Below are 22871 nucleotides of genomic sequence, written 5' to 3'. Positions count from 1 at the left end.
TTTAAATAATATCTCTAAATTCCCTAAACCGTTTATCTGCGCTGAATTCCTCGATAGCGAAATCAGCTAACTCATGTCTTTCGTTATTATTCCACCTTTTATCTATCAATTTTCCAATAGAATCAATATTCAATTGAATATCTAAGGGATCAACTAAATATGATTTATACTTTAATGGTGTAATATTTTCAATCGGTGGAATATTAGAAGCTATAAATGGAATTCCTTTGATCCATGCCTCTATTAATGAATTTGGTTGTCCTTCAGTTATTGATGGGAAATAATATATATCGAAAGTATTTAACACCTTAGGAATGTCATTTCTATTTTCAAATAAAATAATTCTTGACTCTAATCCTCTTTTTTTAACAATACTTTGTAAGTTTTCAACAACACCTTTACCACACAGAACAAAAATAGCGTTCGCATATTTTCGGACAACAACTTCAGCTACTTTTATTATTGTTCCATGATTTTTCGCAGGATTATAGCGACCAGTATGACCAATAACTATAGTGTTATTATCAATATTTAATTCAGTCTGGATTCCTTCAGTTTCTTGTAATAGTTCTTTCGCATTTATACCGTTATAAATTACTTTTGTTCTAAAATCAGAATAATTTTTACCAAAAAAAAATTCAAAGGCATATGCTGAATTTGCTAAAATATTAGTTGCGTATTTTTTAACTAGTTTATGATAAAAACTGTTAATCTTAAGCCTAAAAAATGTCTCAGGAAAACGATTTGAAGAAGACCTATAAAATACTATCCTATTATTAATATTTGCAATTTTGCTAGCAAAAAGTATAGGTCCGCTAAAGTTTCCTGTAAAGTCACAAACTGTATATTTATTATAATTTCTAAACCATAAATACAATTTGAAAAATTTTATAATATTAAAAGTACCTAGATTTTTTTTAATAATTCTGACATTGGGTAACTTTAAGTATTCGTCTTCTAATACTCCACCCTTACCGCCTTTGCAATAAATAATAATGTTATTAAAAGTAAATCCATTCTCTTTTAAAAAGCGTAAAAGATAATTCTCCAAACCTCCACTATCCAATCCAGTCAAGAAAAAAATAACATTCTTATTCATTAGATCCAGGTTTAAGATTTACATTATTCTTTGATTTATGAACACGTAAGAATTCTTTATTAGTAAAATTACGATTTGTGGGATTGATTATATTGAATTTATTCAGATTTATATGAAATGAGTTTATATCATTTTTCTTAATAATAATTGGTCTTAAATTTTTCTCTACATTTATATTATTAAATGTCATTTTTCCATTTAAACTTTTAAAATTATTTGATATTTGAGCAACCAATAATCCAATGTCTTTTGAACCAACATCAGTGAAATCAGTAACATCAAAATTTATAATTTTCGAAACTTTAGCTTTACTAGCCATTTTATTAAATGAAATCATCATACCACCTTTCGCATTGTAATATGTAACAATATTTGAAAGATTAATGTTATTCATTTCATCAGTACTATTATTCGCCTCAAAATCAATTCCGAACTGCGGATCTGTACCATTTGAAAATGCAGCAGTTACAAATTGCATTCTTAGTCCATCAATTGATGTAATACTAATTCCATTTCTTCTACTATTCATAACTACACCATTTGTAATATTAACATCTGAAGAGGTTACACCTTTGTTTTTCCCTATATAAATACCATCTCCCCAACAATTTTCAATATAAAAATTTTCAACACTAATATTTTTACCTCCCATTATACGAATTCCATGTCCCCATTCACCTTTATTGCCATAATGTTTATATCTATCTCCAATAATGTATGCATTTAATACTTTAACGTTCGTTGACCCAATAATGTTTATTATACCATAGTTCTCTAAATCATTATTTTCAATTCGTAATTTTGTGTTTTTTTGAAAAATTAAAACTTTATTATCTCCAAGGTTTAAACCACCTTTACTAACGACAATTTCATTATTTGGTAGGATTACCTCAGAATTTTTATTTATATATTCTTGTAATTTTTTAGTTCTTTGTTCAACAGTTAGATTTACTTTCAGTAAGTTGTCTAATTCTGAACTTTTATAGTTCTTAATTTTATAAACATCATAAGTATTAAAACTGGATGGCAACTTATTTGTAAAAATCTTCTGACCTTTTACAAAAAGTACAGAAAATACAGAAATAAAGATTAACAGATATCTATTGTAAGAATTCATATTGAAAAACTTTTTTTGTGAATAAATTAAAAAGTGTATACATATCCGAAATATGATACGATGCAAGAATATTATATCGTAAAACATTTATATCTACGATAAAATTTAGAAGAAATAAAAACAATAATAATATAGCATATTTCGAATTAACTTGCTCATTTTTAAGTAGAACAAGAAAATATACTAAAAAAATTAACTTAACAACAAGACTAAACCTATTGAATACTATTGGAATAGCGTAAGTAATATTAATTACTGACAAAAAAATTATGGTTATTAAATAGAGATTGCTTTTATTCTCTTTATTTAAAAACAATAGAAAAACATAAGCAAAATATAACCACAGGTTTCTTATGAACGATAAGATCACAGAATTTTCACTTAGATTAGTTTCATTTTGTAAATATATCTCTGCTTTATTGCTATAACTTTCAGGCATCTGTAAAAATCCTAAAATGTTTCCTAAATATTCTTTTGGCAAAACTAAGAAAAGTAAAGATATGCCTAACAAAATTTTAGGATTGAAATTTTTAGGAAAAAAGAACACAGCCAAAATACACGGAATAAAAAACGAAAAACTGAAATGCGTTAAAATACAAAATACTAAATAAAGAATACCTAATTTGAAATTGCTTTTAAAAAACAAATAATATACGCTCCAAATAAATAAACTAGTTGCAAAATAAAATCTTATTCCAGAAAATACACCAGATAATGACAACGAAAAAATTATTATTAAAACGGTAAAGATGGAAAATTTAAAATTATTAATATGATGAGCGTCAACCGTTCTTTTCACGAATAAGAAAAAAGAGTAAATAGTAAAAGTAGTAATGATAAAAAATAACCATTGGATATTAAAATCTAATTTAGAGAACAAAAATATTAAATGGTCAAAGACGAAGTCGGGGCGCTTTACAGAAATTAGATATTCAGAAAACTGTGCATAGTCATAAGACAGAAATTGATCAAACCGTTCAAAATATCTTGCCTTGTCATTACTAAAAGATGGTATATATTGGAAACTTAAGAAACCAAATAGAGCAGAAATTAAGAATATAACACCATTATCTTTCCTTTTTAATTGAATTAATATCAACGGTATTGATAAAAAAGGAGATAAAATAAACATTATTAGGGTTTCGACATATCCCTTTTGAAATCTTACTTTCATTTATTACTTTATTATATTATAAACTTTTTAAATACAAACTGCTATCAGTAGTTGAATCATACCTTATGAAATAGATCACCTTATAGTTCTTTGTACTAGTAAGAGACTATTCCATAATTCAATGATAGAAGTCTAATATCCAATTATAATTATTTTCTAATAAATCTACCTTCTTCTAAATTTATTAAAAGATCCTGTTTCTTTTTCTTATCAAGTCCCTTTGTACTAAGATCATATGACAGATAGGTTTCTTCAAATTTTTTCACATCACTTATAACTTTTGCAGGATTTCCACCAATTATAACATTACTTGGAAAACTTTTAGTAACAACAGATCCTGCACCTATTATCACATTATCACCAATTGAAACTCCAGGAAGGATAATACTACAATTACCTATGTATACGTTATTGCCAATTTTTATTTTACCAAAAAAATCAATTTTTGGATATTTCTCTCTTAATACCCATGCAGCTCCATGATTTGAAAATCTAACATCGCTAGTTATTTGAACATGATTACCAATTTCAATTAAATAAGGTTCAGAACCAAAGTACCTAGTTGCTATTTTACATCCTCGTCCAATTTTTACACCGATCGATCTCGCATATTTTTCATCAGTCCAAAAATATCTTTTATAAATACTTTTAATTCTATTCAACATATTCTGCTAATTATTTTTTTGATAATATTTGGAAAATTTATAGTTGTATTTAATATAAACCACCTGGAAGATGACAAATAATTTTTATAGTTATCCTTCATTTTTGTATTTCGAAGGTAATAACCTTTAATGGCTTTAGAATTGAAATTATTTAGATGTAATATTAACTTTTGCTTATCATCAAAATTCATATTCTCATAAATTGTACTTACTTGAATCCGGTCAAATAGTTTCAAAAAATGATCAGCAGTTTGGATTTTAGTAAGGGAGTTAACATCATCTAATTTATAAATAGATAATGATTTCATTACATAATAGGGATTGTTATCTAGTGCACATAATTTGTACCAGACCTCCCTATCTTCAGAATTATTAATACCTTCTTTAAAATACAACTCTGAATTATTTGCAAATAATTCACGTTTTACGCATACGGTACTTGTATGAATTTTCAAACCATTCAGAAGGTCATCAAAAACATTATGAAGTGCTCCTTCCTTCTTATATATATTGATAAATTCTTTTTTCGCATTGACAGCTTTATATCCTGACAGTAACCAGTTTAATTTATTATTACTTTGGATGGTAATTGAGTACTCTTCTAAATGATTTAATTCCCATAAATCATCACCGTCTAAAAATGTAACCCATTCATGAGAAGCCTCTCTAATGCCTATGTTTCTTGCACTTGATACACCGCCATTTTTCTTATCTACAATTTTTATTCTTGGATCATCTATTTTGTTTACTACATTAAGGCTATTATCAGTAGATCCATCATTAACAATTATGATTTCAAAGTGTTTAAATGTTTGATTTAATACAGAGTAAACTGTCTCTTTTATACTAAGTTCCTTATTATATAAAGGTATGACTACTGAAAACATATGTTATAATTTTATAGAGTCAAAATTCAATTTTGATTGGATAATTTTCTCATTAAGCAGCTTTGGCAAATTATAACTCGACGCATTAGCACACCATGATAATATTATATCTGATTTCTCTTGAATATCAAATTCTGCATCAAAAATTCTAGCGCTTTCATCATATCCAACATCTTCAAGAAAATCAGCACATTTTTGATGATATTCCACTAACATAAATGGTGTTTGACCAAAACAAGCAAAAATTGCACCATGTAATCTTGTTGAAATGACCGTATTACATTTATTTATTTCTTCCCAAACTTTTCTAGTATTAGTATTATACTTATTTACAGAAAAGTTTTTTGGATTAGCTGCTTTTATAATTTGGTTAGTCAACTTTAGATCTCCAACCCTAGAATTACCGTTTATAATAAAAAATTTAAAATGAAAATCACCCTTTTTATCTAAATCCTTAATTAATGCAATAATTTGATTATTGCGTCTTTCTTCGTTTTTCAAATCACCACCGTTGTGAACTGATTCATAAGGGCAGACACTAATACCAATTGTCTTTTTTTGAAAGGGTTGCAGATTAGTGCTCATATATATCTCAGGCAGCATCGCTGCTAGATCAAATGCATTTACAGGTAGATATGGTGTATTGACACTAGATACAAAATCAAATGAACGCTGATCCCTTACAGCAATAAAATCTATACTCTTTAAATAATCTTGGACTGCTTTTTCATCAGCAACTGTTTTAAATGGTCCAATGGAAACTCCAATAGCTCCAATCTTTATTAATGATCTTTTTTTCTTTAAATTTAAAGCAATCTGCTTCGGATTATTCGAGTTTAACTGACTATGAATAGTGGATCCTCCGGCAGAAATTAAATAATCTGTATTATTTATTAATATATTTTTTTGAAAATCATAGGTTTTCGGAAATCTTATAGGATAACCCTTTGATGGTACAATTGTATCAGGTAATTTACTTTGGACAGCTAAAAATCTACACCTTTCTTTTTCCCAAATTTTATTCGCTCCCCAAGAAGCAACCTCTACAAATGCATCATCACCTGTGTTGAGTTGACCATAAAAACCCGTGAAAATAATATCTGATTTTATCATCTTTTCAAAACTAACTTTAAATCTCTTAATAATGGTTTATTAAAAATATAAACCAATGGTAAATACATAACAATAAATGATAGAGCTTGTATAAAAATTAAGTACAAATCATTCCTGTTTGAAAGATCTACTATATTATTCACAAGATAATATATACTTAAAAACGGCAAGATTGCAACAATGATAATGCTTAAACTATTTTTCAACTGCTCTAATACAGGGTAACTTATAAATTTTCCACTAAAATATCCATTCAAATAGGCAAAAAAGATATTTGTTAAGCATAACGACCAAACAATAGCCTCAATACCAAAGGGAATACAAACTAAAAGAGATATTACTCCGATAACCTTTTTTATAACTTCTACCTTTAAGAATAAGTCACTTCTTCCTTTTACTTTGAGAATATTCAAATTATATGTGCCAATGGGTAGAAAAATAGAGGCAATACATAATATCTGAAAATACGGTACTGAGGGTAACCATTTATCCCCGAATACTACTAAAAATAAAGGTTTTGCTATTAATACTAATATTAACATCATGGCAGAAGTGATCGATAAGACTAATCTTAAAGCTGACTTGTAGGCTTCTTTCAACTTCCTATCATCATTTTGAATACTTGCAAATAAAGGAAAGGTTACCTTATTCAAAACTGCAGATAATTGATTTACAGGAAACAACCTTAAGCTATCAGCTTGTGTGAAAAACCCCACATTTGCTGGGGAAAATCTTTTCCCTATGATTACTCGATAGAGATTTAAATAAATAGTATTCAACAAACCTGATAAAGTTAACTTATAACCATAATCGAAATGATGTCGAAATACAGATTTGTCAAATATTAATTTAGGTTTCCATCTGTAAAATACCCATAAAATTAGGGCAAAAGAAAAGGCCTGAGATATATTCAGCCCAATCAAGCTCCAGACACCGTATCCATTTTTAGCCATATAAATTCCTACAGTAGCTCCAATGAAAACAGAAGGTAGTTGATAAACAAATTGCGACTTAAAATTTAATTCTTTTGAGAACTTGGCAAGTTGGACAACATAAAATGACGATAATATAAATACTAAACCAAAAGCGCGTAGTAGATCGGTCAATATAGGTTGATTATAAAATAACGCCACAAATGGTGCGATTAGATAAACAATTAAATAAACAAATATACTAACCGCTAGATTCGTTAGGAAAACTGTACCATAGTCTCGTTCAGTATTATCTTTACTTCTGATTAAGGAAGAGGTCATTCCACTGTCACTTAAACTTTGACCAATAGCAATGAAAATTGTGATCATCGCTATCAAACCGAAGTCGGCAGGGAGCAAAATTCTGGCTAACACAATTTGTACAACAAAATTTATCAATTGGACACTAAATTGCTGTAAAAAAGTCCAAACTACCCCCTTCTTTGCTTGTGAAACAAATCCCATTCTAAAACCTTATATCAAATAATTTGTCTAAAACTACCTCCTGAAAGAAATGCCTATAATCTTGAATCTGCCCTATCGGATATTATGCCCTTTACATCATAAACGATTGCACACTCTTTTTTCAAAGCATCAAGATCGATATTTAAGAATTCATTATGCGCTACACCTAAAACAATAGCATCAAATTTTGCTGAAGGTAATTCAGTTAAACTGTCAATACCATACTCATGTTTTACTTCTGCAGGATTTGCCCAAGGGTCATAAGTCGTTACTTTAACGCCATAGTCTTCTAAAGCTGCAATAACATCTACAATCTTTGTATTACGTACATCTGGACAGTTTTCTTTAAATGTTACACCTAACATCAATACTTCTGCACCATTAACATTGATACATTTTTTGATCATTGTTTTGATCACCTGTGATGCTACGTACTCGCCCATTGAATCATTTAGACGACGACCTGCCAAAATAATCTCTGGGTGGTAACCATGTTCTTGTGCTTTTTGAGCTAAATAGTAAGGATCAACACCAATACAGTGACCACCTACCAATCCTGGTTTGAATGGAAGAAAATTCCATTTTGTACCTGCTGCTTCTAAAACTGCATGGGTATCAATATTTAAAATATTAAAAATCTTAGCCAACTCATTGACAAAAGCAATATTAATATCACGTTGTGAATTTTCAATTACTTTAGCGGCTTCAGCAACTTTTATACATGGTGCTAAATGTGTACCTGCTGTAATAACTGTTTTATAAACTTCATCTACTTCAATACCAATCTCTGGTGTTGAACCTGCAGTTACTTTTAATATTTTTTCTACCGTATGTTGTTTATCTCCTGGATTGATACGCTCCGGTGAATAACCGGCAAAGAAATCTACGTTAAATTTAAGACCTGATACGCGCTCTAATACCGGAATGCACTCTTCTTCAGTAACACCTGGATATACCGTAGATTCATACACCACGATATCGCCTTTTTTCAATACTTTACCAACTGTTTCAGAAGCTTTATATAAAGGTGTCAAATCTGGACGATTGTTTTTATCAACTGGTGTAGGCACCGTAACTACATAGAAGTTCGCATCATCAATATCAGTTAATTGGTTAGAACACCATAAACCGTTATTACCTGTTGAAAGTGGATTTGATTCTGCTAAAACAGCTTGTAAAATATCATCTTCCACTTCTAATGTTAAATCTTTTCCTGCACGCAGCTCATCGATACGTTTTTGGTTGATATCAAAACCTACCACTGGAAATTTTGTTGCAAACAAGCGGGCTAAAGGTAATCCTACGTATCCTAAGCCTATAACTGCAATTTTTTTCATCTATTTTATAATTTTTGGTGTTCTAAATTTTAAATAACTCCTATATTCGATATTTTATATTCTATTTTAAGTTTTCCCAATACCATTGCACAGCTGCTTTTAGGCCTTTATCTATGGTATGCGTAGGTTCATAACCTAACAAACTTTTTGCTTTATCAATTGATGCTAATGAATGTGGAATATCGCCCTGACGATTTGGTCCATATGAAGCATTAACTTGTGCAATCTCGCCATCAAACTCTGTTAAATACTCTTTTAAATAACCCACCAATTGATTTAAAGTAGTACGATCTCCAACAGCTGTATTATATACCGTATTGACAGCGTCTGTATTTTGAGTCAGCATGGCTAGCTCATTCATTTGAATGACATTATCGATATAAGTGAAATCACGTGAAAAATCACCAGTTCCATTAATCACAGGTCCTTCGTGATTCATAAATTTCTTTACAAACAATGGGATAACAGCAGCATATGCGCCATTCGGATCTTGACGACGGCCAAAGACATTAAAATAACGTAAACCAATAGTTTCTAAACCATATGTTTTAGAAAAAATATCAGCGTATAGCTCATTCACATATTTAGTAATCGCATAAGGCGATAGCGGTTTTCCAATGATGTCTTCTACCTTTGGTAAGTTTTCGGAATCACCGTATGTGGAAGAAGATGCTGCATAGACAAAACGTTTTACTTTTGCATCACGAGCAGCGACTAACATATTTAAAAAGCCTGTGACATTCACTTCGTTGGTCGTCTGTGGATCTTTGATTGACCGTGGAACTGAACCTAATGCGGCTTGATGCAGCACATAGTCTACACCTTGTACAGCCAACTCACAGTCTGCTGTATTGCGTATATCACCTTCAATTAAAGAAAAATTAGGATTGTCTGCATGCTGCGCCAGATTATGACGGTGACCAGTTGCAAAGTTATCCAAAACAACTACCTGAAAACCTTTTCCTAAGAAATGTTCTGTCAAATTGGATCCGATAAAGCCGGCTCCTCCTGTTATTAATATTTTACTCATTTTTATTTGAAATAATTATACTTCTGTGTTACTGGTATACAAATGAATGCAATGCCCATCGTGCGGAGGAACATTGATGTAAAGTTTTACTTGCTTATTCAACTTAATTCCAACCTTCGCCGCTAACTGCAATAAATATGCCTGATTTACATTTTCTCCTAAAATTAAAACCTCAATCTCTCCAGAATCCAAGCCTTTAGCATAATCACCAATCAAGCTTACAGACTGTATATCACCTGCTTTAGCAAAAACATGATCTATAATCTCATCAATACCTAAAAAAGTGTGAATTAATTTTTGAAGCGGCTTAAATAAGGAATGTTTGGTATTGGCGCGATAAAAGATTTTATTTTTATCTGAATTTTTATTCAAATATCCTGCTTCTTCTAGCTGATTAAGTTCTTTACGAATGGCATTGGTTGATTCTTGAAATTCATCAGCTAGACCTCTTAAATAACCTTGATTATTTGCCGAAACAAAGAATTTAATCAAAAGTTTGAGTCTAGTTTTAGAGGTTATTAAAGAATCTAACATGGGTAGCGTTTTGATTGAGTAACAAAAGTACTCAATGAAAATTAAATCTCCAAATTAAAATTTTGTTAAGAAACTTTAAAGTCTATGATTAGAAGTCCTAAAGGTTGGTGGACTCCCTATACAACCTCCTACTAACCAGTATTTAATTTGCCTTTAACCCAGATCGTCTTTGTATTACCTCAGCACCGTCTTTTCACCATACATGCATCGGGAAAATGACGGTGCAGAAACGGTGCAGGTGTAGTTTTACTATGTGAAAACATAAAATCAGGTTAAAAGCAAGTACGAACAGAGTTAGAAAACGGGCCCTCGAAGAAGGGACATGAGCAAACAAAAAATAGGCAACTATTAAAAAACGGCTGCCTGTATATATTCCATTAAGAAAGGATTGCTTAGAGAATCCTTTATCCTTTCATATTGACAAAATAATCTACTGGATAAGTATAATTATCTTCGGATGCATGTGACACAGGATAGTCAGAATGTACTAAAAGTTCACTTCCTTCTTCTAAAGCACGAATAGCTGTTGCATATCCCGCAGAAATATAAAGAACTTGTAAATCAGTAGCATTTAAAACGAAATTTTTAACTTCTAAATTCGGAGAAGCATTTTCCCAATCATCTATTTTGACAATGTCCACAGAGAAAGAACCGGATAATGCATAGAACCACCTTTGTTCGATACGATGTCCTCTCCATCCACGGATTAATGTGGTATCCACATTTTTTATAATATAAAACCGTTTGATGGGTGTCATATCAAAATCATTGACAAATCGAATCCCACCTCGCTCATCTTGAGCGATACCACCTTGTATACTTGTAATCATAATTAAATTAAAAAAGAGTCTATCTAAAAAATTAGAAAGATGGAGAACAACAATAATTAACTTTTATCGCGAGTAGTACTACTGTAATAAAAGTTCTATTTAGCTAATTTGAGTACGTATTGTTTGATGATGTAATTTTTCAATGCCAAATAAATCGCACTCATTGCTACTACGATCAAAACAGCAAATAACCATTTGATTTTACCATCAAACTGTGCAAAATAAATAACCATAATGCCTATAATTAATTGCAATGCACCATAAAGTCCGGAAATAACCAATCTATTGTAACCAGCCTCATTGGCAAGGTATTGGTACAAATGTGTGCGGTGTCCCTCCATGATGTTTTCGCCGAGATATAGACGGCGTACAATAGACCAGATGGCATCTACACCATAAACGGCTAAAAATAGAATATAAATAAATTCACCCGTTTTAAAAATCAAAGTACCTAAAGCAAATAATAGGATGTAAGCAATACCAACCGATCCTACGTCTCCAGCAAAACATTTTGCTTTATTGCGAAAATTAAAAAAAGCAAATACAAGTATCCCTAAGAGTGCAAAGATCAAATAATCCTGCTCAATAAATTGAATGGATGTATTGACATAATATAACAATCCACATACCACTAAGCTATAAAGCGCAGTAATACCATTAATACCATCCATAAAATTATAGGCATTGATCACCCCAACCACAATAATAAAAGTGACTATAATATAATACCAAGGTGGTGAGAAAATACCCATTTGAAAAGCCATCAGTAATACAGATGTAAAATGAATTGCTAATCTTAACCGAGTAGAAATTTCGACAATATCATCCAGAAAAGAAATGGTAGCCATAAGCGTCAAACCCAGCATAAACCAAGGATAAGAGAAGCCTGACTGTATAAAAAATATAAGTATGGCGATATAAAAAATAATCCCTCCTCCACGCAAAGTAATGGTAGTATGCGATGAACGTTGATTTGGTTTATCAATAATATTGTACTTATCAGCAATTCTGAAATACAAAAGTTCAAGTACAAATAATAATATAACGGTAAAGATATACGCCATAAATTTAGTTAATATTTAAAGTTGCAAATATACTGATAATTGCCATATTTATTTACTTAACGTTAAATCTATTTAAAACGTTACAGGCAAAATGAAAAATTTCTCTATTATGCGAATTTAAACCATTTTAAGCCATATTTTGCGATAAAAAGTTTGTAACAATTAGTATTAAACAAAAATATTTTTAAATATAGTATATTACTATTTATCAAATAGATAGGCACAGTTTACTTGAATAGCATTTATTTAGAATAATTATACAGAAGAAAGATGTTTGGAAATCCGATATAAACTTCGATAAATTCATATATTAAGGAAATACTATTCTGTTAAAAAATGATCTAATTAATGGCATTAATAAGATCATTTTTGATCAATTCTCATATTTCTTTGTGAGCAAAAAATTAAACGATCAATCTATTGCGCTAAAAGATTTGATGGTCTTCCTCAAACCATCAGTAGCTGTGATCGGTAGTTGATCAATATTAAGAATCTCTTTTATATGTTGGTTGGAAATCAATAAATTACTGGTCATTTTTCGCAAACGATTTGTATTCAATGGGATAGGAATAACGTCACCAATTTTTGCAATTCTCTGGATTAAAAATTTAGGAATAGCAATATTCCACGTGTTCCTCCCAGTTATCCTACTGATAACCTCAATAATTTCACCAGTAGATAATGGCTCATCATCTGCAATATGATAGATACCAGTTTTCATCTTTTCTTTATTATTGATGATCTGCTCTATAAAATAACAAAAGTTATCAATAGATATGAAAGATCTACGATTATTAAATGCGGCTAGTGGATACGGTATGCCTCTAGCAATTAATTTATATAATAGGCCTAAATTTCCCTTATCCCCCGGTCCATGAACCATTGGAGGGCGTAGAATAATTAATTTTTTATTCGCCGGAAGTTGCTGTTCCATCAACCATTTTTCAGCCATTCGCTTGGATTGACCATACCAAGATACTGGATGACACTCATCTTCTTCAGAAAGTGGTCGATTTGACTCAAACTCTTCCAATGCGGCTAAACTGCTAATGTGAATGAATGTAGTCGCTTTTGATAAAATAAAAGCTTGGAATATTTCTTTGACTAGTTGAACATTTACATAATCGTAATCTTCTTGTGTTGCCACTCCCTTATGATCATGCGCTTTACCAACAAGGTTTAACCAAATTTCTTCATCATTTACTTGCTTCTTCCAATCGGAATCTCTTAAACTTATATTAATATATTGATTAGAAATATTCAATATATTTTTGCCAATAAAACCACTTCCACCAAAAACTGCTATTGCACTCATTATCTATTAAGTTTAGATAGGATAGAACGATTGATCAATGTTCTTTTTTTGTCAAAAAACCATCCCCACTTATTAAAATAATAAATGGCTGATTGAATCCCAATTTTCGTCAATCGCCACGACTTATGGGACCCTTTTTCAAAGTGATGATAAATATGCACTTTAGGGTAAAAGACCGTGCGATATCCACCATCAATCAATCGACGACATAAATCGGTCTCTTCTCCATACATAAAAATACCTTCGTCAAAAAGTCCTACCTTCTTAAGAGCGGAAATTCGCAGATACATAAAACATCCCGATAAATATGGTACATCCATGATTTTGTCATAACCAGTGAACCGCAGTTCAAACAAATCATTTCTTTTCTCTACCATACCCTTAAAAGGATTAAATCGCCTACCTATCCAATCATACGGAGTAGGTAAAAGCTTGCAGAGATGCTGAATGTCATTATTGGGATATAGTACCTTAGGCATAATATTGCCGATGTCAAGATTGTCTTCCATATACTGCGTCAGCTCTTCTAATACACCATCGCCGTAATAAGCATCAGGGTTTAAAATAAGATGATAATCGGAATTGTCCTGCATTGCCATTTTTATAGCAATGTTATGAGCTGCTCCGAATCCAGGGTTAGAGGGGTTATGAATATAAATTACTCTTAAATCATCAATAATACTTTTAAGCGTATCAGATGGTGAATTGTCTATTAAATAGAGTTTTACATCCAGATCTGTCTTTAAAAATGAAGCAATAGCAGCCCTCAGAATCTGCTCGTCATTCTGATATAAAACTATGGAACCGGTAATTATATCTTCCATTAATGTATTATTTTCATATTATATAGAAAAATGCTTTAAACTGAAAGCCACTTTTCTTGAGTAAAATCATAAATCTTAACAACCTTAGCGGGTACACCGACTGCTATGCTGTAATCTGGGACACTTTTTGTCACTACGGACATGGCGCCAATGATACTTCCTTTGCCAATTGTCACACCAGGGAGGACACATACACCTTCCCCAATCCAAACATTATCCTCAATATGAACAGGTTGAGTAGACAATTTACGGGAATTTGGAAGTGTTAACGGACTATCTTGAAAATCTCCTGAATAAGATCCGTGATTTAAATCTGAAATAAAAACCCTACTCGCAATCAAAACATTATCACCGATGACAATTTGCTCTCCAGCGGCAATGTGAACATAATCATTTATCTGAACATTACTTCCAAAAAATAAACAGGCATTATTTTTATCTTTTAAAGGATGAGCCTCAAGTCTACACCCAAATCCTGTCGTAAAGTTCTCACCAATAGATACTAATCTTTTATTTCTAATATCAAATGGAAGCCTTATTAATCGTGCCTTTGGGTAGTTTAATTTAGTAAAAATCAAAGAAACTACTAACCTAAAGCTCCCCAAAATACCATATCTCCTTAACATCTTATATATTATTAATTTCTTAAACAATTACTTCACCTTGAAAGTATTTTTTAGATTGAAATAATCAGAATTAACGTTCACTTCTAGCTACAACAATTAAAACTCTTCTACAGTATTTTACAATAGAGAATATTGTAAAAAATATATACTGGGCTATAGGAATGATACCCATAGAATGGGCTAATCCGATATTCTTAAGCTCACCTTTCTCCATGCCCCATAAGTTACTGGACAATCCCGAAGATCCAAAATGATGTTTACCTCCTCCAGTTATTACTAAGCTTTCATTTAGCAAAAAACAGTTATACTTATGTGCTATTCGGATAAAATAATTACCTTCCTCAGCAAACCTTTGGGTTTCATCAAAGTATCCAATATCTTCTAATATTAACCTTCTAAAAATAACGGTTGGAGTTACGAAAACAAATTTAAACAAAAGATCCTTTGCGGATATCTTACTTAAATTATCTAAACGACGAAAACCTATGCGATCAAAACGCTCATCATTTCTAGTAGTACCCAAGAAATCAATCTTTGGATTTTCAAATAACACTTGTAATTGCCTTTCTAATTTATTAGGTAACCAAATATCGTCCGAATCCAATAAACATATCCAGTCACCTTTACAGCGTTTCATACCTTCATTTCGAGCACGTGATACACCACTATTCTCCTGACTCACTAAAACAATCTGCAAATCTTTATGCTCCAAAATATAAGATTCAACCAATTGTTTTGAATTATCTGTGGAACCATCATTAACAATTATAATTTCTAAATTCTCTTTCCAGGTCTGTTCATAAACACTATCCAAAACCCCTATTATTGACCCAGAGGCATTATACATCGGAATGACAACCGATACTTGTACGTTATTCATTTTACATTAATTATAAATTACCCAATCTCTACTGGCAATTCTTTGTTAAAAATTGTTTTATACGGAACATATAAATCTTCATAAAAAGAAACATTGCTTTTCAATCGCATTAAATAAAACAGCATTATACATAAAAGCACCAAATTACGGTTAGATCTATATTCAAAACGCAAAATGAAATATGGAATCATTAAAAACTGAAAGTATTCGTAATACTGAGACATACGAGCTACAGACACGGATACTGGCGTTACTATGATAAATAGACACATCCCTACAAAATATATATTGAGCAAACCTCTAAATGTTACATTCTCTTTATACAAGTCATAATAAAATCCAACAATCAAAAGTAAAAGTAAAACGCGATAACTTGACCCGATCAACATGATCTGAAAGGCTGAACGTGTAGGCTCTTCTGCATACTCCGAGCCTACTTCGGAGTATGTTGAAGCTTTTTCAGATATAATACCCAAGTTAATCTGTCCCAAAAAATTCAAACCGATCTCAAATAATGCAGACAGGAAAAAAGACACGACCATACCCAATAGCAATTGCCTTCGGGTAAAGGTTTTATCAAACAAAAAATAAGCCGGAATAAATAAAATAGCAGAACGATGAAAACAAAAAGCAACAAGAACACAAATAAAAAACTTCCAGAATTTTCGATCTACTATAAAAATAAATGAAAATAAAGTAATCGCTAATGCAACATGAAAACGAACAAAAAAGATAGAGCCAATATAAAATCCAAACCAAATCATCAATGTCACAAAAGGCGATATCGAGTATTTCTTTATAACATAAAAATGAAGCACATAAATGATAATTGCCTGAAGAAGAAGTACAATTGTATAATTATCACTGAATGATGCTACAATATAGTTGAGATAATAAAATCCAGGTTCAAATGCCAATAAATAGAATACATTATCTACATTTTCAAATAGAGTAATATAAGACAGCCAGTCTGTACCCCTTTCCCATCTTATACTTGCTAAAACAAATAAGATTAAAAATGGAACAACTAAAACCTTTTTTAAAAGAGAAGATCCTCCATTAATTTCAAAAAAAGCAAGAAGCGCAATAATAAAATAGACGAGATATAAATACATAGTAACTTACGTCATTAACTTTATGTGTTCACAACTGAAAATCTTTCTTGCGGTTTGTAAGTTATCATAAAACTGTTCTACCTTTACTTCCTCACGAAGTAATGATTCAATAGTAAGATACATATCTTCAATACTGTCACAAAGGAATCCAATGGCACCACACGCTTCAAAAACGGATTCAAAATAGTCATTCCGCAAAGCAATGATCAATTTTCCGTGCTGAATCGCATCAAAGATCGCACCACTTGCTGTATATTGATACTGTGCGTTATTATAAAAAAATAAAATATAATCTAACTGGCTTACAGCTTGATTAAAAAGTGGCCGCTCTAAAAAAATATGTGCTGGAGAAGCAAATTGGATACTTGGATATGCATCCTCCGAAAAAGGATGCCATCCCACCAGATGAGCCGCAAATATATGATTATAACGTTCACTAAAATGGCGCACCATTTTAGCGAAAATAGAAAACCCTTTTGCCTCTATTGCTACCCCAACCCATCCAAAATGTACCACCTGATTGTCTTGTGAACGTCGAATCTCAACTTCATTGAATATATACGGATGAGGGATGCTCACAATATTGGGAAGCAATTTCGAATAATGAACAGTGAAATTCCGAACTATAGATGGTCCTAATAGAATTAATTTTAATGAGCTCGGTAATAAACCCGAAAAAAACGGGCGTAAAAAAGACGCATACCAAAACAAAGGACTCGTCTTACGATAACTCGTAAATAGATAGCTCAATTCGCCATGACAAACCACATAGGTTTCTATTTTTTGTACTTTTAAGATCATTTTCAAAAAAATACTAAAAACCGGATTTAAAGCTGGAAACATAATCCGATAGCGTCGGTATCTAAATAAATAAAAAATGTTTAGCAATGCTCCAAAAAAGTATCTAAAAAATATGGCATAGAATGAAAGCCCTTTAAGTAAACACTTCTCCTTAAAGGTTACCCGCTCAAGCAATTCGTGAAATTGACTATTATTTTTCAACAATTGCTTAATAGACTGTACTGCAGTCTTATCTGCAATATAGGTTATAGGTCCCTCTGTGCTATTAAATATAACATATAAAAAGGATGCATTAAACATTTCATGAAACCCGCCTATTGAAAATGTATCAATGACAACTGTTTTTTTCATCTGCTATTTTTTAATAGGTTAATAAACTGTCGCCTTTTAATCATCTTAATATAGGTAAGCCATAATTTAAAATTATCGATGTTTAATGTTGAGTTTCTAATTACATTCTTAAATTCTGCATAGCCAATTTCAGATCTTAAACTCACAATCTGTATAGAAATCCAGTGTAACAATAAGGTGTCAGGAATAACAATGTTATAATCTCTCGTTGTTGCTTTGATCCACTTAACATACTGAATAGCCGCTGCTATTTTCTTCTCTACAACAAGTAAAGACTTACTGTCAGACGAAATATTGATACCACTATAACGCCAGTAAACTTGAGCGGCTAAAATGTTAATCTGCCCATGATTAACCAAAGAATATAATAACCAGGTAGCATCATCAGATCCCCATGCTAGGGGAAAATCTACAAATTTAAACTTTTGATATAAAGACCTATGAAATATATACTCAACTGCAAAGCTTCGAAAACCATTGCATAATAATCTATTACGAATAAAATCAGTTGAACTTATGAGATCATTAAAATTATTACGGTCATGAAACTTTTGATAATAAGGATTTAAATCCCCTTTATCATCAATAACTTGAGTTTGAAACTTATACAACTTAAAATTCTCATCTAGTGAATCATAAAATACCTGAACAGCATTTTTATCCATAGTATCATCATCAGAGAAAAGCCAGATCCATTCTTCATTTGATAAATCAACACAACGTTCCCACTGTTTTGTTAATGAGATAGCACCCAAATTAGTTTCAAACCTACAATAAATTATAGATAGCTTATCTTTAAAACGGTCAACAATATCCTTAAGTTCATAAGGACTTGCATCATCACCAATATATACTGTAAATCGCAAATCACTTTGCTTACATAGGGAAGAAAGCGTTTCTTCTAAATATTCAGCTTTATAGGCAGGAATAATAATTGCTAATTTATTTCTGATCATAGGGCTCCACTATTTCGATAAAGCGATTAATAACTTTATCCCACTCAAATTGAGATACAGCATTTATATTTAAATTAGATAATACGGAAAGTTGATCTGAAGATTTGTCCAATACTGATTCTAATATTTTAACTAGATTTTCACTATTTCCTTTTTCATAAACAAAAACTCCCTCTGATCCTTCGTAAAATTGACGATGTCCATCTATTTTCGTGCAAATAATAATACATCCGCAGGCCATAGCTTCATGTACAGGTAATCCCCAGCCCTCCTCCAGACTATTACTTACAAAATAGGTATGTCTGTTATAAAGATCCTTTAGGTCAGATTGATTACTGATATATTCAATCCATTCAGGTAAACTTTGGGGTCTTTGGGATGTGCCAAATAAAGTTAATGTGAAATCCTTATTTTTAGATCTAAGATCTAAAAATGCTTGAATTCCGAAATCTGATCCCTTGATGATAGATTCTGAATAAAGCATACAAAATGAAAAACGATTCCGCTGATCGAAATTAATATCTATAAAATATTTCTTTGAATCTATCGCATTTGGAATATAGTAGATATTTTCATCAAATTTCTTTACAGAATCTATCACATAAGGCGAAATTCCAATTTTAATAATATTTTCAAAGGAATAAGATCGATGTAATAAATCATCATTGCCTTCCCAATTTTCATATCCTTGAATAAGATTAACTTTTCGACCTTTAGATCCACTTAAAAGACTTAAAGGTTTCACTAATGACCACCATGTGATTACTGTAACATCGGAATCTCCTATATATTTATCAGCTAAACGATTAATAAACTTTAGTTTCACTTTCTCATCAAATGAAAACCAAGGTGAACTTGGTTTATTCTTATAAATCAATAGTGTAATTAGCTTTCTCAATACAAAAGGACGGCTTTTCGCGTATTTAAAATAAGGAGCTTCTATACAATGATAAACCGTAACTTCATGACCTAAAATAGCCAATCGGTTAGCGTACTCGTACATGATCTTAGTACCACCACTCGGAACCTTTGTATAAAATGGTAAAATAAAATTATATTTCATATATTTTAAATCTGTCTTTAAGTAGAAGTGATTTCGTGATCGAGATGAGACGCAATACGATCAACGACAATACTCCATGAGTAATTTTTTTTGATATATTCATGAACCAAATGTACTTCTGGAAGTACTATTTCATGCTGAACAATTTGTTTCATAAGCTTGGCAAGCTCAGCTTTACCCTCAACAGGATATAAAGCTCCCAGAGAGTTGGTTGCAATGATATCTTTTGAAGGAGAAAGATCTGTAGAAAGAATATAACAGCCTTGAGACATGGCCTCTAGTAACACTAGTCCAAAACTCTCATACCTGGAGGACAAAACAAATACTGAGCTTCTTTGATAAATATGCAACAGCTTATTCCGATCATAAATGGGACCTAGAATATCAACTTTATCTTTAGCCCATGGATATTTGCGAAAATAATCCTTAATATAGTCTTTGAAAGAATCTTTTATTGTACCAACGAGCACTAGTCTCCAATCTGTATATTGGCCAACAACACCGAAAGCCTCCAAAAGAGTCTCAGTATCCTTTTGATAAGTCCCTAGTCGACCAACTGTAAGAAATATATTTTCTTTACGTACTTTATCTGATAAAATATCTGACACTACACATCCATTTGGAATATATCGCACAGCATCGTAATAAGTATGTTCATTTAAATAATTGCAGACTTCTTGACTTTCAGCTGTAAACAAATCTATTCTTTTACATAAAAAATTCTTGATTCTGCCACCCAAACTTTGATGAGCTAATTTTTGCTCAATGACACGATGATCGGCATCCATCTTAAAATAAAACTTAATCTTATTAAAAGATAATACCTTGATGATATTGGCCATCAATATTTTATAAGGATTAGGATGGAATAACATAATCACATCAAACCTAAATAGATTCCTTAATAAGAAGAAAAAAATATTAAAAATCTCATGGTTAAAATAGTTATTCATTTGAATATATTTCAAACCCTGTAATTCAGATTTTAAATAAGGTAATTCGTCCTGAGGTTTATAAAACGATATATACGAATCATAATATCCTTCTTTAGACAAATAATAAGGTATCATTCCAACATCCTTTACAAGTACAATATCTTCACCTGTTGGAAACAAACATAAAAATTTTTTTTTCATTTTATCCCTAACCGTTTTTTTACAATAATTAATCCACTTGTAAATTCCTCCAACTTCAAAAGATAACCCACCATAATAAAGATAATCAATTGCAAAAAACCCAAAATCGCTAATCGTACTAGGGTGATCGAATCCGAAGTTAGCAGAGGCGAAATAAAAGCTAAGATGAACTTCATGAGCAATAATACAAGTAATAACATGAAGACATTTTTAGCAAAAGTTTTTATCACATTATATTTGGAATATGGATAATAACCGAACATATAAAGCCCGCTTAAAAGATGCGTGACGGTCACGGTAATAGGGAATACAATTATTCCAAAAGTATTAACAAGCAAAACATTGGATAAAATAACTAATACTTGAGTAATTGCTCCGGCAAATGCGCTTCGTTTATTTTTTCCGATAGCCAACAGACACATGCTAAAAATAAGATAGATAAAGATTGAGACAATCGATATGGCATATAAAATATTCAACTCTATAATCTTATTCATACTTTCGGTGCTTATATCAGAATTTCCATAAAAAAGAGACATCAGATCTGAAGATCCAAAAAGCATAAATACGACAAAAAAACCCAAACCCAAGATGCCAAGACTAAAAATCTGATTAAAATTTTTTGAAAAATTAGCATGGTCATCTTTAACAAAAGCTTTTGCAAGTACAGGTATCAAAACTGTTATTAAAACACTTGAAATGATTGCATAGACCATATCTGGAAATTTTTTTGAAAAATCTATAATTGAAACTGAGCCTATTCCTTGATCTGAAATTAACCGCTTCTCAACAATAGTATTAATCTGACCGATAAAATAAGGAACAAATAATGGTAAGGCAAAAATAAAATATTGTTTAAAATCATGGAATTTAGGAACAAACGAGTTAAATAAATTTATTTTAGTTTTTCTGATTTTGAAAACTACAAAAAGAAGCAGAATAATTAATCCTAAAATTGTCGATAAAACTAAACTATAAATCCCCAGGTGTTGGGCTGTAAGGAGTAAGATCGTAATTCCAAAAATCTGAGACACAAAAGATGCTATTTCGGGAATGTAAAAAATATCATATGCGTTCAATATCGAAATACCAATCAGCGTAGCCTGATTTATCAACAGAATTGGCGCAACAATTTGAACCATATGATTTAAACTTTGCTGTTGATCTAATGTATAGTCCGATACTAAAAGTGTAGAAATAATATCTGGCTTTATCATAACAAAGCTTACAATAAGAGTGGAAAACAAAAAAATGTAAAATAACAGTGATTGTGCCTGCTTAAGTGCAATAACTTCTCCCTTCTTTTCTTTTTCACCTATAAACCTGACTCTAAAAACCTCATTTATTGGACCCCAGATAGCCAAATCAAGAACAATTATGATGGAATATGCCAATAGCCACTGATCCTTTTCTAATGAAACACCAAAAAGCCTTGCAATTAGACTATATGAATAAAGTGAAACTGGTATTTTTAGTAATTTAATTAAAAATAATATGGCTGATGTTTGTCTCAATTTA

Annotated in this window: 22 protein-coding genes; all 22 read right to left on the bottom strand. The window is 31.2% G+C overall.

Features of this window, described 5'->3' with window-relative positions; genetic code table 11:
* Window position 1: 1 nt before the first annotated feature.
* Window positions 2–1099 carry a glycosyltransferase gene (locus C8N37_RS05290; RefSeq protein WP_108157935.1) on the bottom strand — a complete coding sequence of 366 codons (1098 nt, stop codon included), beginning with the start codon at window positions 1097–1099 and terminating at the stop codon, window positions 2–4.
* On the bottom strand, window positions 1092–2216 hold the full coding sequence (locus C8N37_RS05285; protein WP_108157934.1) for a hypothetical protein: 1125 nt from the start codon (window positions 2214–2216) through the stop codon (window positions 1092–1094). The genes C8N37_RS05290 and C8N37_RS05285 overlap by 8 nt, the downstream gene beginning before the upstream one ends.
* On the bottom strand, window positions 2200–3348 hold the full coding sequence (locus C8N37_RS23260; protein WP_373866212.1) for an EpsG family protein: 1149 nt from the start codon (window positions 3346–3348) through the stop codon (window positions 2200–2202). Before C8N37_RS23260 ends, C8N37_RS05285 begins: the two co-directional genes overlap by 17 nt.
* Before the next feature lie 191 nt (window positions 3349–3539).
* Window positions 3540–4055 (bottom strand): acyltransferase, encoded by a 516-nt coding sequence (locus C8N37_RS23210; RefSeq protein WP_108157932.1) that lies wholly within the window; start codon window positions 4053–4055, stop codon window positions 3540–3542.
* A complete protein-coding gene (locus tag C8N37_RS05270) occupies window positions 4049–4942 on the bottom strand; it encodes a glycosyltransferase family 2 protein (protein ID WP_108157931.1) in 894 nt (297 codons plus the stop codon). The genes C8N37_RS23210 and C8N37_RS05270 overlap by 7 nt, the downstream gene beginning before the upstream one ends.
* A gap of 3 nt (window positions 4943–4945) precedes the next feature.
* Window positions 4946–6055 (bottom strand): polysaccharide pyruvyl transferase family protein, encoded by a 1110-nt coding sequence (locus tag C8N37_RS05265; RefSeq protein ID WP_108157930.1) that lies wholly within the window; start codon window positions 6053–6055, stop codon window positions 4946–4948.
* Window positions 6052–7491, bottom strand: a complete 1440-nt coding sequence (locus C8N37_RS05260; RefSeq protein WP_108157929.1) for a lipopolysaccharide biosynthesis protein — start codon at window positions 7489–7491, stop codon at window positions 6052–6054. The genes C8N37_RS05265 and C8N37_RS05260 overlap by 4 nt, the downstream gene beginning before the upstream one ends.
* 53 nt (window positions 7492–7544) lie before the next feature.
* Window positions 7545–8828, bottom strand: a complete 1284-nt coding sequence (locus C8N37_RS05255; protein WP_108157928.1) for a nucleotide sugar dehydrogenase — start codon at window positions 8826–8828, stop codon at window positions 7545–7547.
* A 61-nt stretch (window positions 8829–8889) separates the two neighbouring features.
* Window positions 8890–9858, bottom strand: a complete 969-nt coding sequence (locus C8N37_RS05250) for an SDR family oxidoreductase (protein ID WP_108157927.1) — start codon at window positions 9856–9858, stop codon at window positions 8890–8892.
* A gap of 15 nt (window positions 9859–9873) precedes the next feature.
* A complete protein-coding gene (locus tag C8N37_RS05245) occupies window positions 9874–10392 on the bottom strand; it encodes a winged helix-turn-helix domain-containing protein (RefSeq protein ID WP_108157926.1) in 519 nt (172 codons plus the stop codon).
* 404 nt (window positions 10393–10796) lie between these two features.
* Window positions 10797–11222, bottom strand: a complete 426-nt coding sequence (locus C8N37_RS05240; RefSeq protein WP_108157925.1) for a WxcM-like domain-containing protein — start codon at window positions 11220–11222, stop codon at window positions 10797–10799.
* Between the two features lie 95 nt (window positions 11223–11317).
* Window positions 11318–12286 (bottom strand): MraY family glycosyltransferase, encoded by a 969-nt coding sequence (locus tag C8N37_RS05235; protein WP_108157924.1) that lies wholly within the window; start codon window positions 12284–12286, stop codon window positions 11318–11320.
* 412 nt (window positions 12287–12698) lie between these two features.
* Window positions 12699–13601 (bottom strand): NAD-dependent epimerase/dehydratase family protein, encoded by a 903-nt coding sequence (locus C8N37_RS05230; protein WP_108157923.1) that lies wholly within the window; start codon window positions 13599–13601, stop codon window positions 12699–12701.
* Window positions 13601–14425 (bottom strand): glycosyltransferase family 2 protein, encoded by an 825-nt coding sequence (locus C8N37_RS05225; RefSeq protein ID WP_108157922.1) that lies wholly within the window; start codon window positions 14423–14425, stop codon window positions 13601–13603. The genes C8N37_RS05230 and C8N37_RS05225 overlap by 1 nt, the downstream gene beginning before the upstream one ends.
* Window positions 14426–14460: 35 nt before the next feature.
* Window positions 14461–15051, bottom strand: coding sequence for a DapH/DapD/GlmU-related protein (locus C8N37_RS05220; RefSeq protein WP_045754541.1), 591 nt, complete (start codon window positions 15049–15051; stop codon window positions 14461–14463).
* A 70-nt stretch (window positions 15052–15121) separates the two neighbouring features.
* Window positions 15122–15931, bottom strand: coding sequence for a glycosyltransferase family 2 protein (locus C8N37_RS05215; protein WP_052627648.1), 810 nt, complete (start codon window positions 15929–15931; stop codon window positions 15122–15124).
* Window positions 15932–15948: 17 nt separating this feature from the next.
* Window positions 15949–17046, bottom strand: coding sequence for an EpsG family protein (locus tag C8N37_RS05210; RefSeq protein WP_108157921.1), 1098 nt, complete (start codon window positions 17044–17046; stop codon window positions 15949–15951).
* 6 nt (window positions 17047–17052) lie between these two features.
* Window positions 17053–18198 carry a glycosyltransferase gene (locus C8N37_RS05205; protein ID WP_108157920.1) on the bottom strand — a complete coding sequence of 382 codons (1146 nt, stop codon included), beginning with the start codon at window positions 18196–18198 and terminating at the stop codon, window positions 17053–17055.
* Window positions 18195–19154 (bottom strand): glycosyltransferase family 2 protein, encoded by a 960-nt coding sequence (locus C8N37_RS05200; RefSeq protein ID WP_052627649.1) that lies wholly within the window; start codon window positions 19152–19154, stop codon window positions 18195–18197. Before C8N37_RS05200 ends, C8N37_RS05205 begins: the two co-directional genes overlap by 4 nt.
* On the bottom strand, window positions 19141–20217 hold the full coding sequence (locus C8N37_RS05195; RefSeq protein ID WP_108157919.1) for a glycosyltransferase family 4 protein: 1077 nt from the start codon (window positions 20215–20217) through the stop codon (window positions 19141–19143). Before C8N37_RS05195 ends, C8N37_RS05200 begins: the two co-directional genes overlap by 14 nt.
* Window positions 20218–20234: 17 nt before the next feature.
* The gene (locus C8N37_RS05190; RefSeq protein WP_108157918.1) at window positions 20235–21353 is read right to left on the bottom strand and encodes a glycosyltransferase family 4 protein; all 1119 of its coding nucleotides are present in this window, start codon (window positions 21351–21353) and stop codon (window positions 20235–20237) included.
* Window positions 21350–22867 (bottom strand): lipid II flippase MurJ, encoded by a 1518-nt coding sequence (locus C8N37_RS05185; protein ID WP_108157917.1) that lies wholly within the window; start codon window positions 22865–22867, stop codon window positions 21350–21352. Before C8N37_RS05185 ends, C8N37_RS05190 begins: the two co-directional genes overlap by 4 nt.
* Between the last annotated feature and the right edge of the window lie 4 nt (window positions 22868–22871).

Origin of the sequence: Sphingobacterium faecium (assembly GCF_003054045.1) — a bacterium.
GTDB classification, from domain to species: Bacteria; Bacteroidota; Bacteroidia; order Sphingobacteriales; family Sphingobacteriaceae; genus Sphingobacterium; species Sphingobacterium faecium.
This window is presented reverse-complemented; position numbering and strand designations above follow the sequence as displayed.

Coding starts and splice junctions, on each gene's coding strand:
- C8N37_RS23260 (WP_373866212.1), bottom strand. CDS start 3,348: ATGTTTATTTTATCTCCTTTTTTATCAATACCGTTGATATTAATTCAA.
- C8N37_RS05210 (WP_108157921.1), bottom strand. CDS start 17,046: ATGTATTTATATCTCGTCTATTTTATTATTGCGCTTCTTGCTTTTTTT.
- C8N37_RS05270 (WP_108157931.1), bottom strand. CDS start 4,942: ATGTTTTCAGTAGTCATACCTTTATATAATAAGGAACTTAGTATAAAA.
- C8N37_RS05265 (WP_108157930.1), bottom strand. CDS start 6,055: ATGATAAAATCAGATATTATTTTCACGGGTTTTTATGGTCAACTCAAC.
- C8N37_RS05255 (WP_108157928.1), bottom strand. CDS start 8,828: ATGAAAAAAATTGCAGTTATAGGCTTAGGATACGTAGGATTACCTTTA.
- C8N37_RS05225 (WP_108157922.1), bottom strand. CDS start 14,425: ATGGAAGATATAATTACCGGTTCCATAGTTTTATATCAGAATGACGAG.
- C8N37_RS05250 (WP_108157927.1), bottom strand. CDS start 9,858: ATGAGTAAAATATTAATAACAGGAGGAGCCGGCTTTATCGGATCCAAT.
- C8N37_RS05215 (WP_052627648.1), bottom strand. CDS start 15,931: ATGAATAACGTACAAGTATCGGTTGTCATTCCGATGTATAATGCCTCT.
- C8N37_RS05285 (WP_108157934.1), bottom strand. CDS start 2,216: ATGAATTCTTACAATAGATATCTGTTAATCTTTATTTCTGTATTTTCT.
- C8N37_RS05245 (WP_108157926.1), bottom strand. CDS start 10,392: ATGTTAGATTCTTTAATAACCTCTAAAACTAGACTCAAACTTTTGATT.
- C8N37_RS23210 (WP_108157932.1), bottom strand. CDS start 4,055: ATGTTGAATAGAATTAAAAGTATTTATAAAAGATATTTTTGGACTGAT.
- C8N37_RS05195 (WP_108157919.1), bottom strand. CDS start 20,217: ATGAAATATAATTTTATTTTACCATTTTATACAAAGGTTCCGAGTGGT.
- C8N37_RS05260 (WP_108157929.1), bottom strand. CDS start 7,491: ATGGGATTTGTTTCACAAGCAAAGAAGGGGGTAGTTTGGACTTTTTTA.
- C8N37_RS05230 (WP_108157923.1), bottom strand. CDS start 13,601: ATGAGTGCAATAGCAGTTTTTGGTGGAAGTGGTTTTATTGGCAAAAAT.
- C8N37_RS05190 (WP_108157918.1), bottom strand. CDS start 21,353: ATGAAAAAAAAATTTTTATGTTTGTTTCCAACAGGTGAAGATATTGTA.
- C8N37_RS05220 (WP_045754541.1), bottom strand. CDS start 15,051: ATGTTAAGGAGATATGGTATTTTGGGGAGCTTTAGGTTAGTAGTTTCT.
- C8N37_RS05240 (WP_108157925.1), bottom strand. CDS start 11,222: ATGATTACAAGTATACAAGGTGGTATCGCTCAAGATGAGCGAGGTGGG.
- C8N37_RS05290 (WP_108157935.1), bottom strand. CDS start 1,099: ATGAATAAGAATGTTATTTTTTTCTTGACTGGATTGGATAGTGGAGGT.
- C8N37_RS05200 (WP_052627649.1), bottom strand. CDS start 19,154: ATGATCAGAAATAAATTAGCAATTATTATTCCTGCCTATAAAGCTGAA.
- C8N37_RS05205 (WP_108157920.1), bottom strand. CDS start 18,198: ATGAAAAAAACAGTTGTCATTGATACATTTTCAATAGGCGGGTTTCAT.
- C8N37_RS05235 (WP_108157924.1), bottom strand. CDS start 12,286: ATGGCGTATATCTTTACCGTTATATTATTATTTGTACTTGAACTTTTG.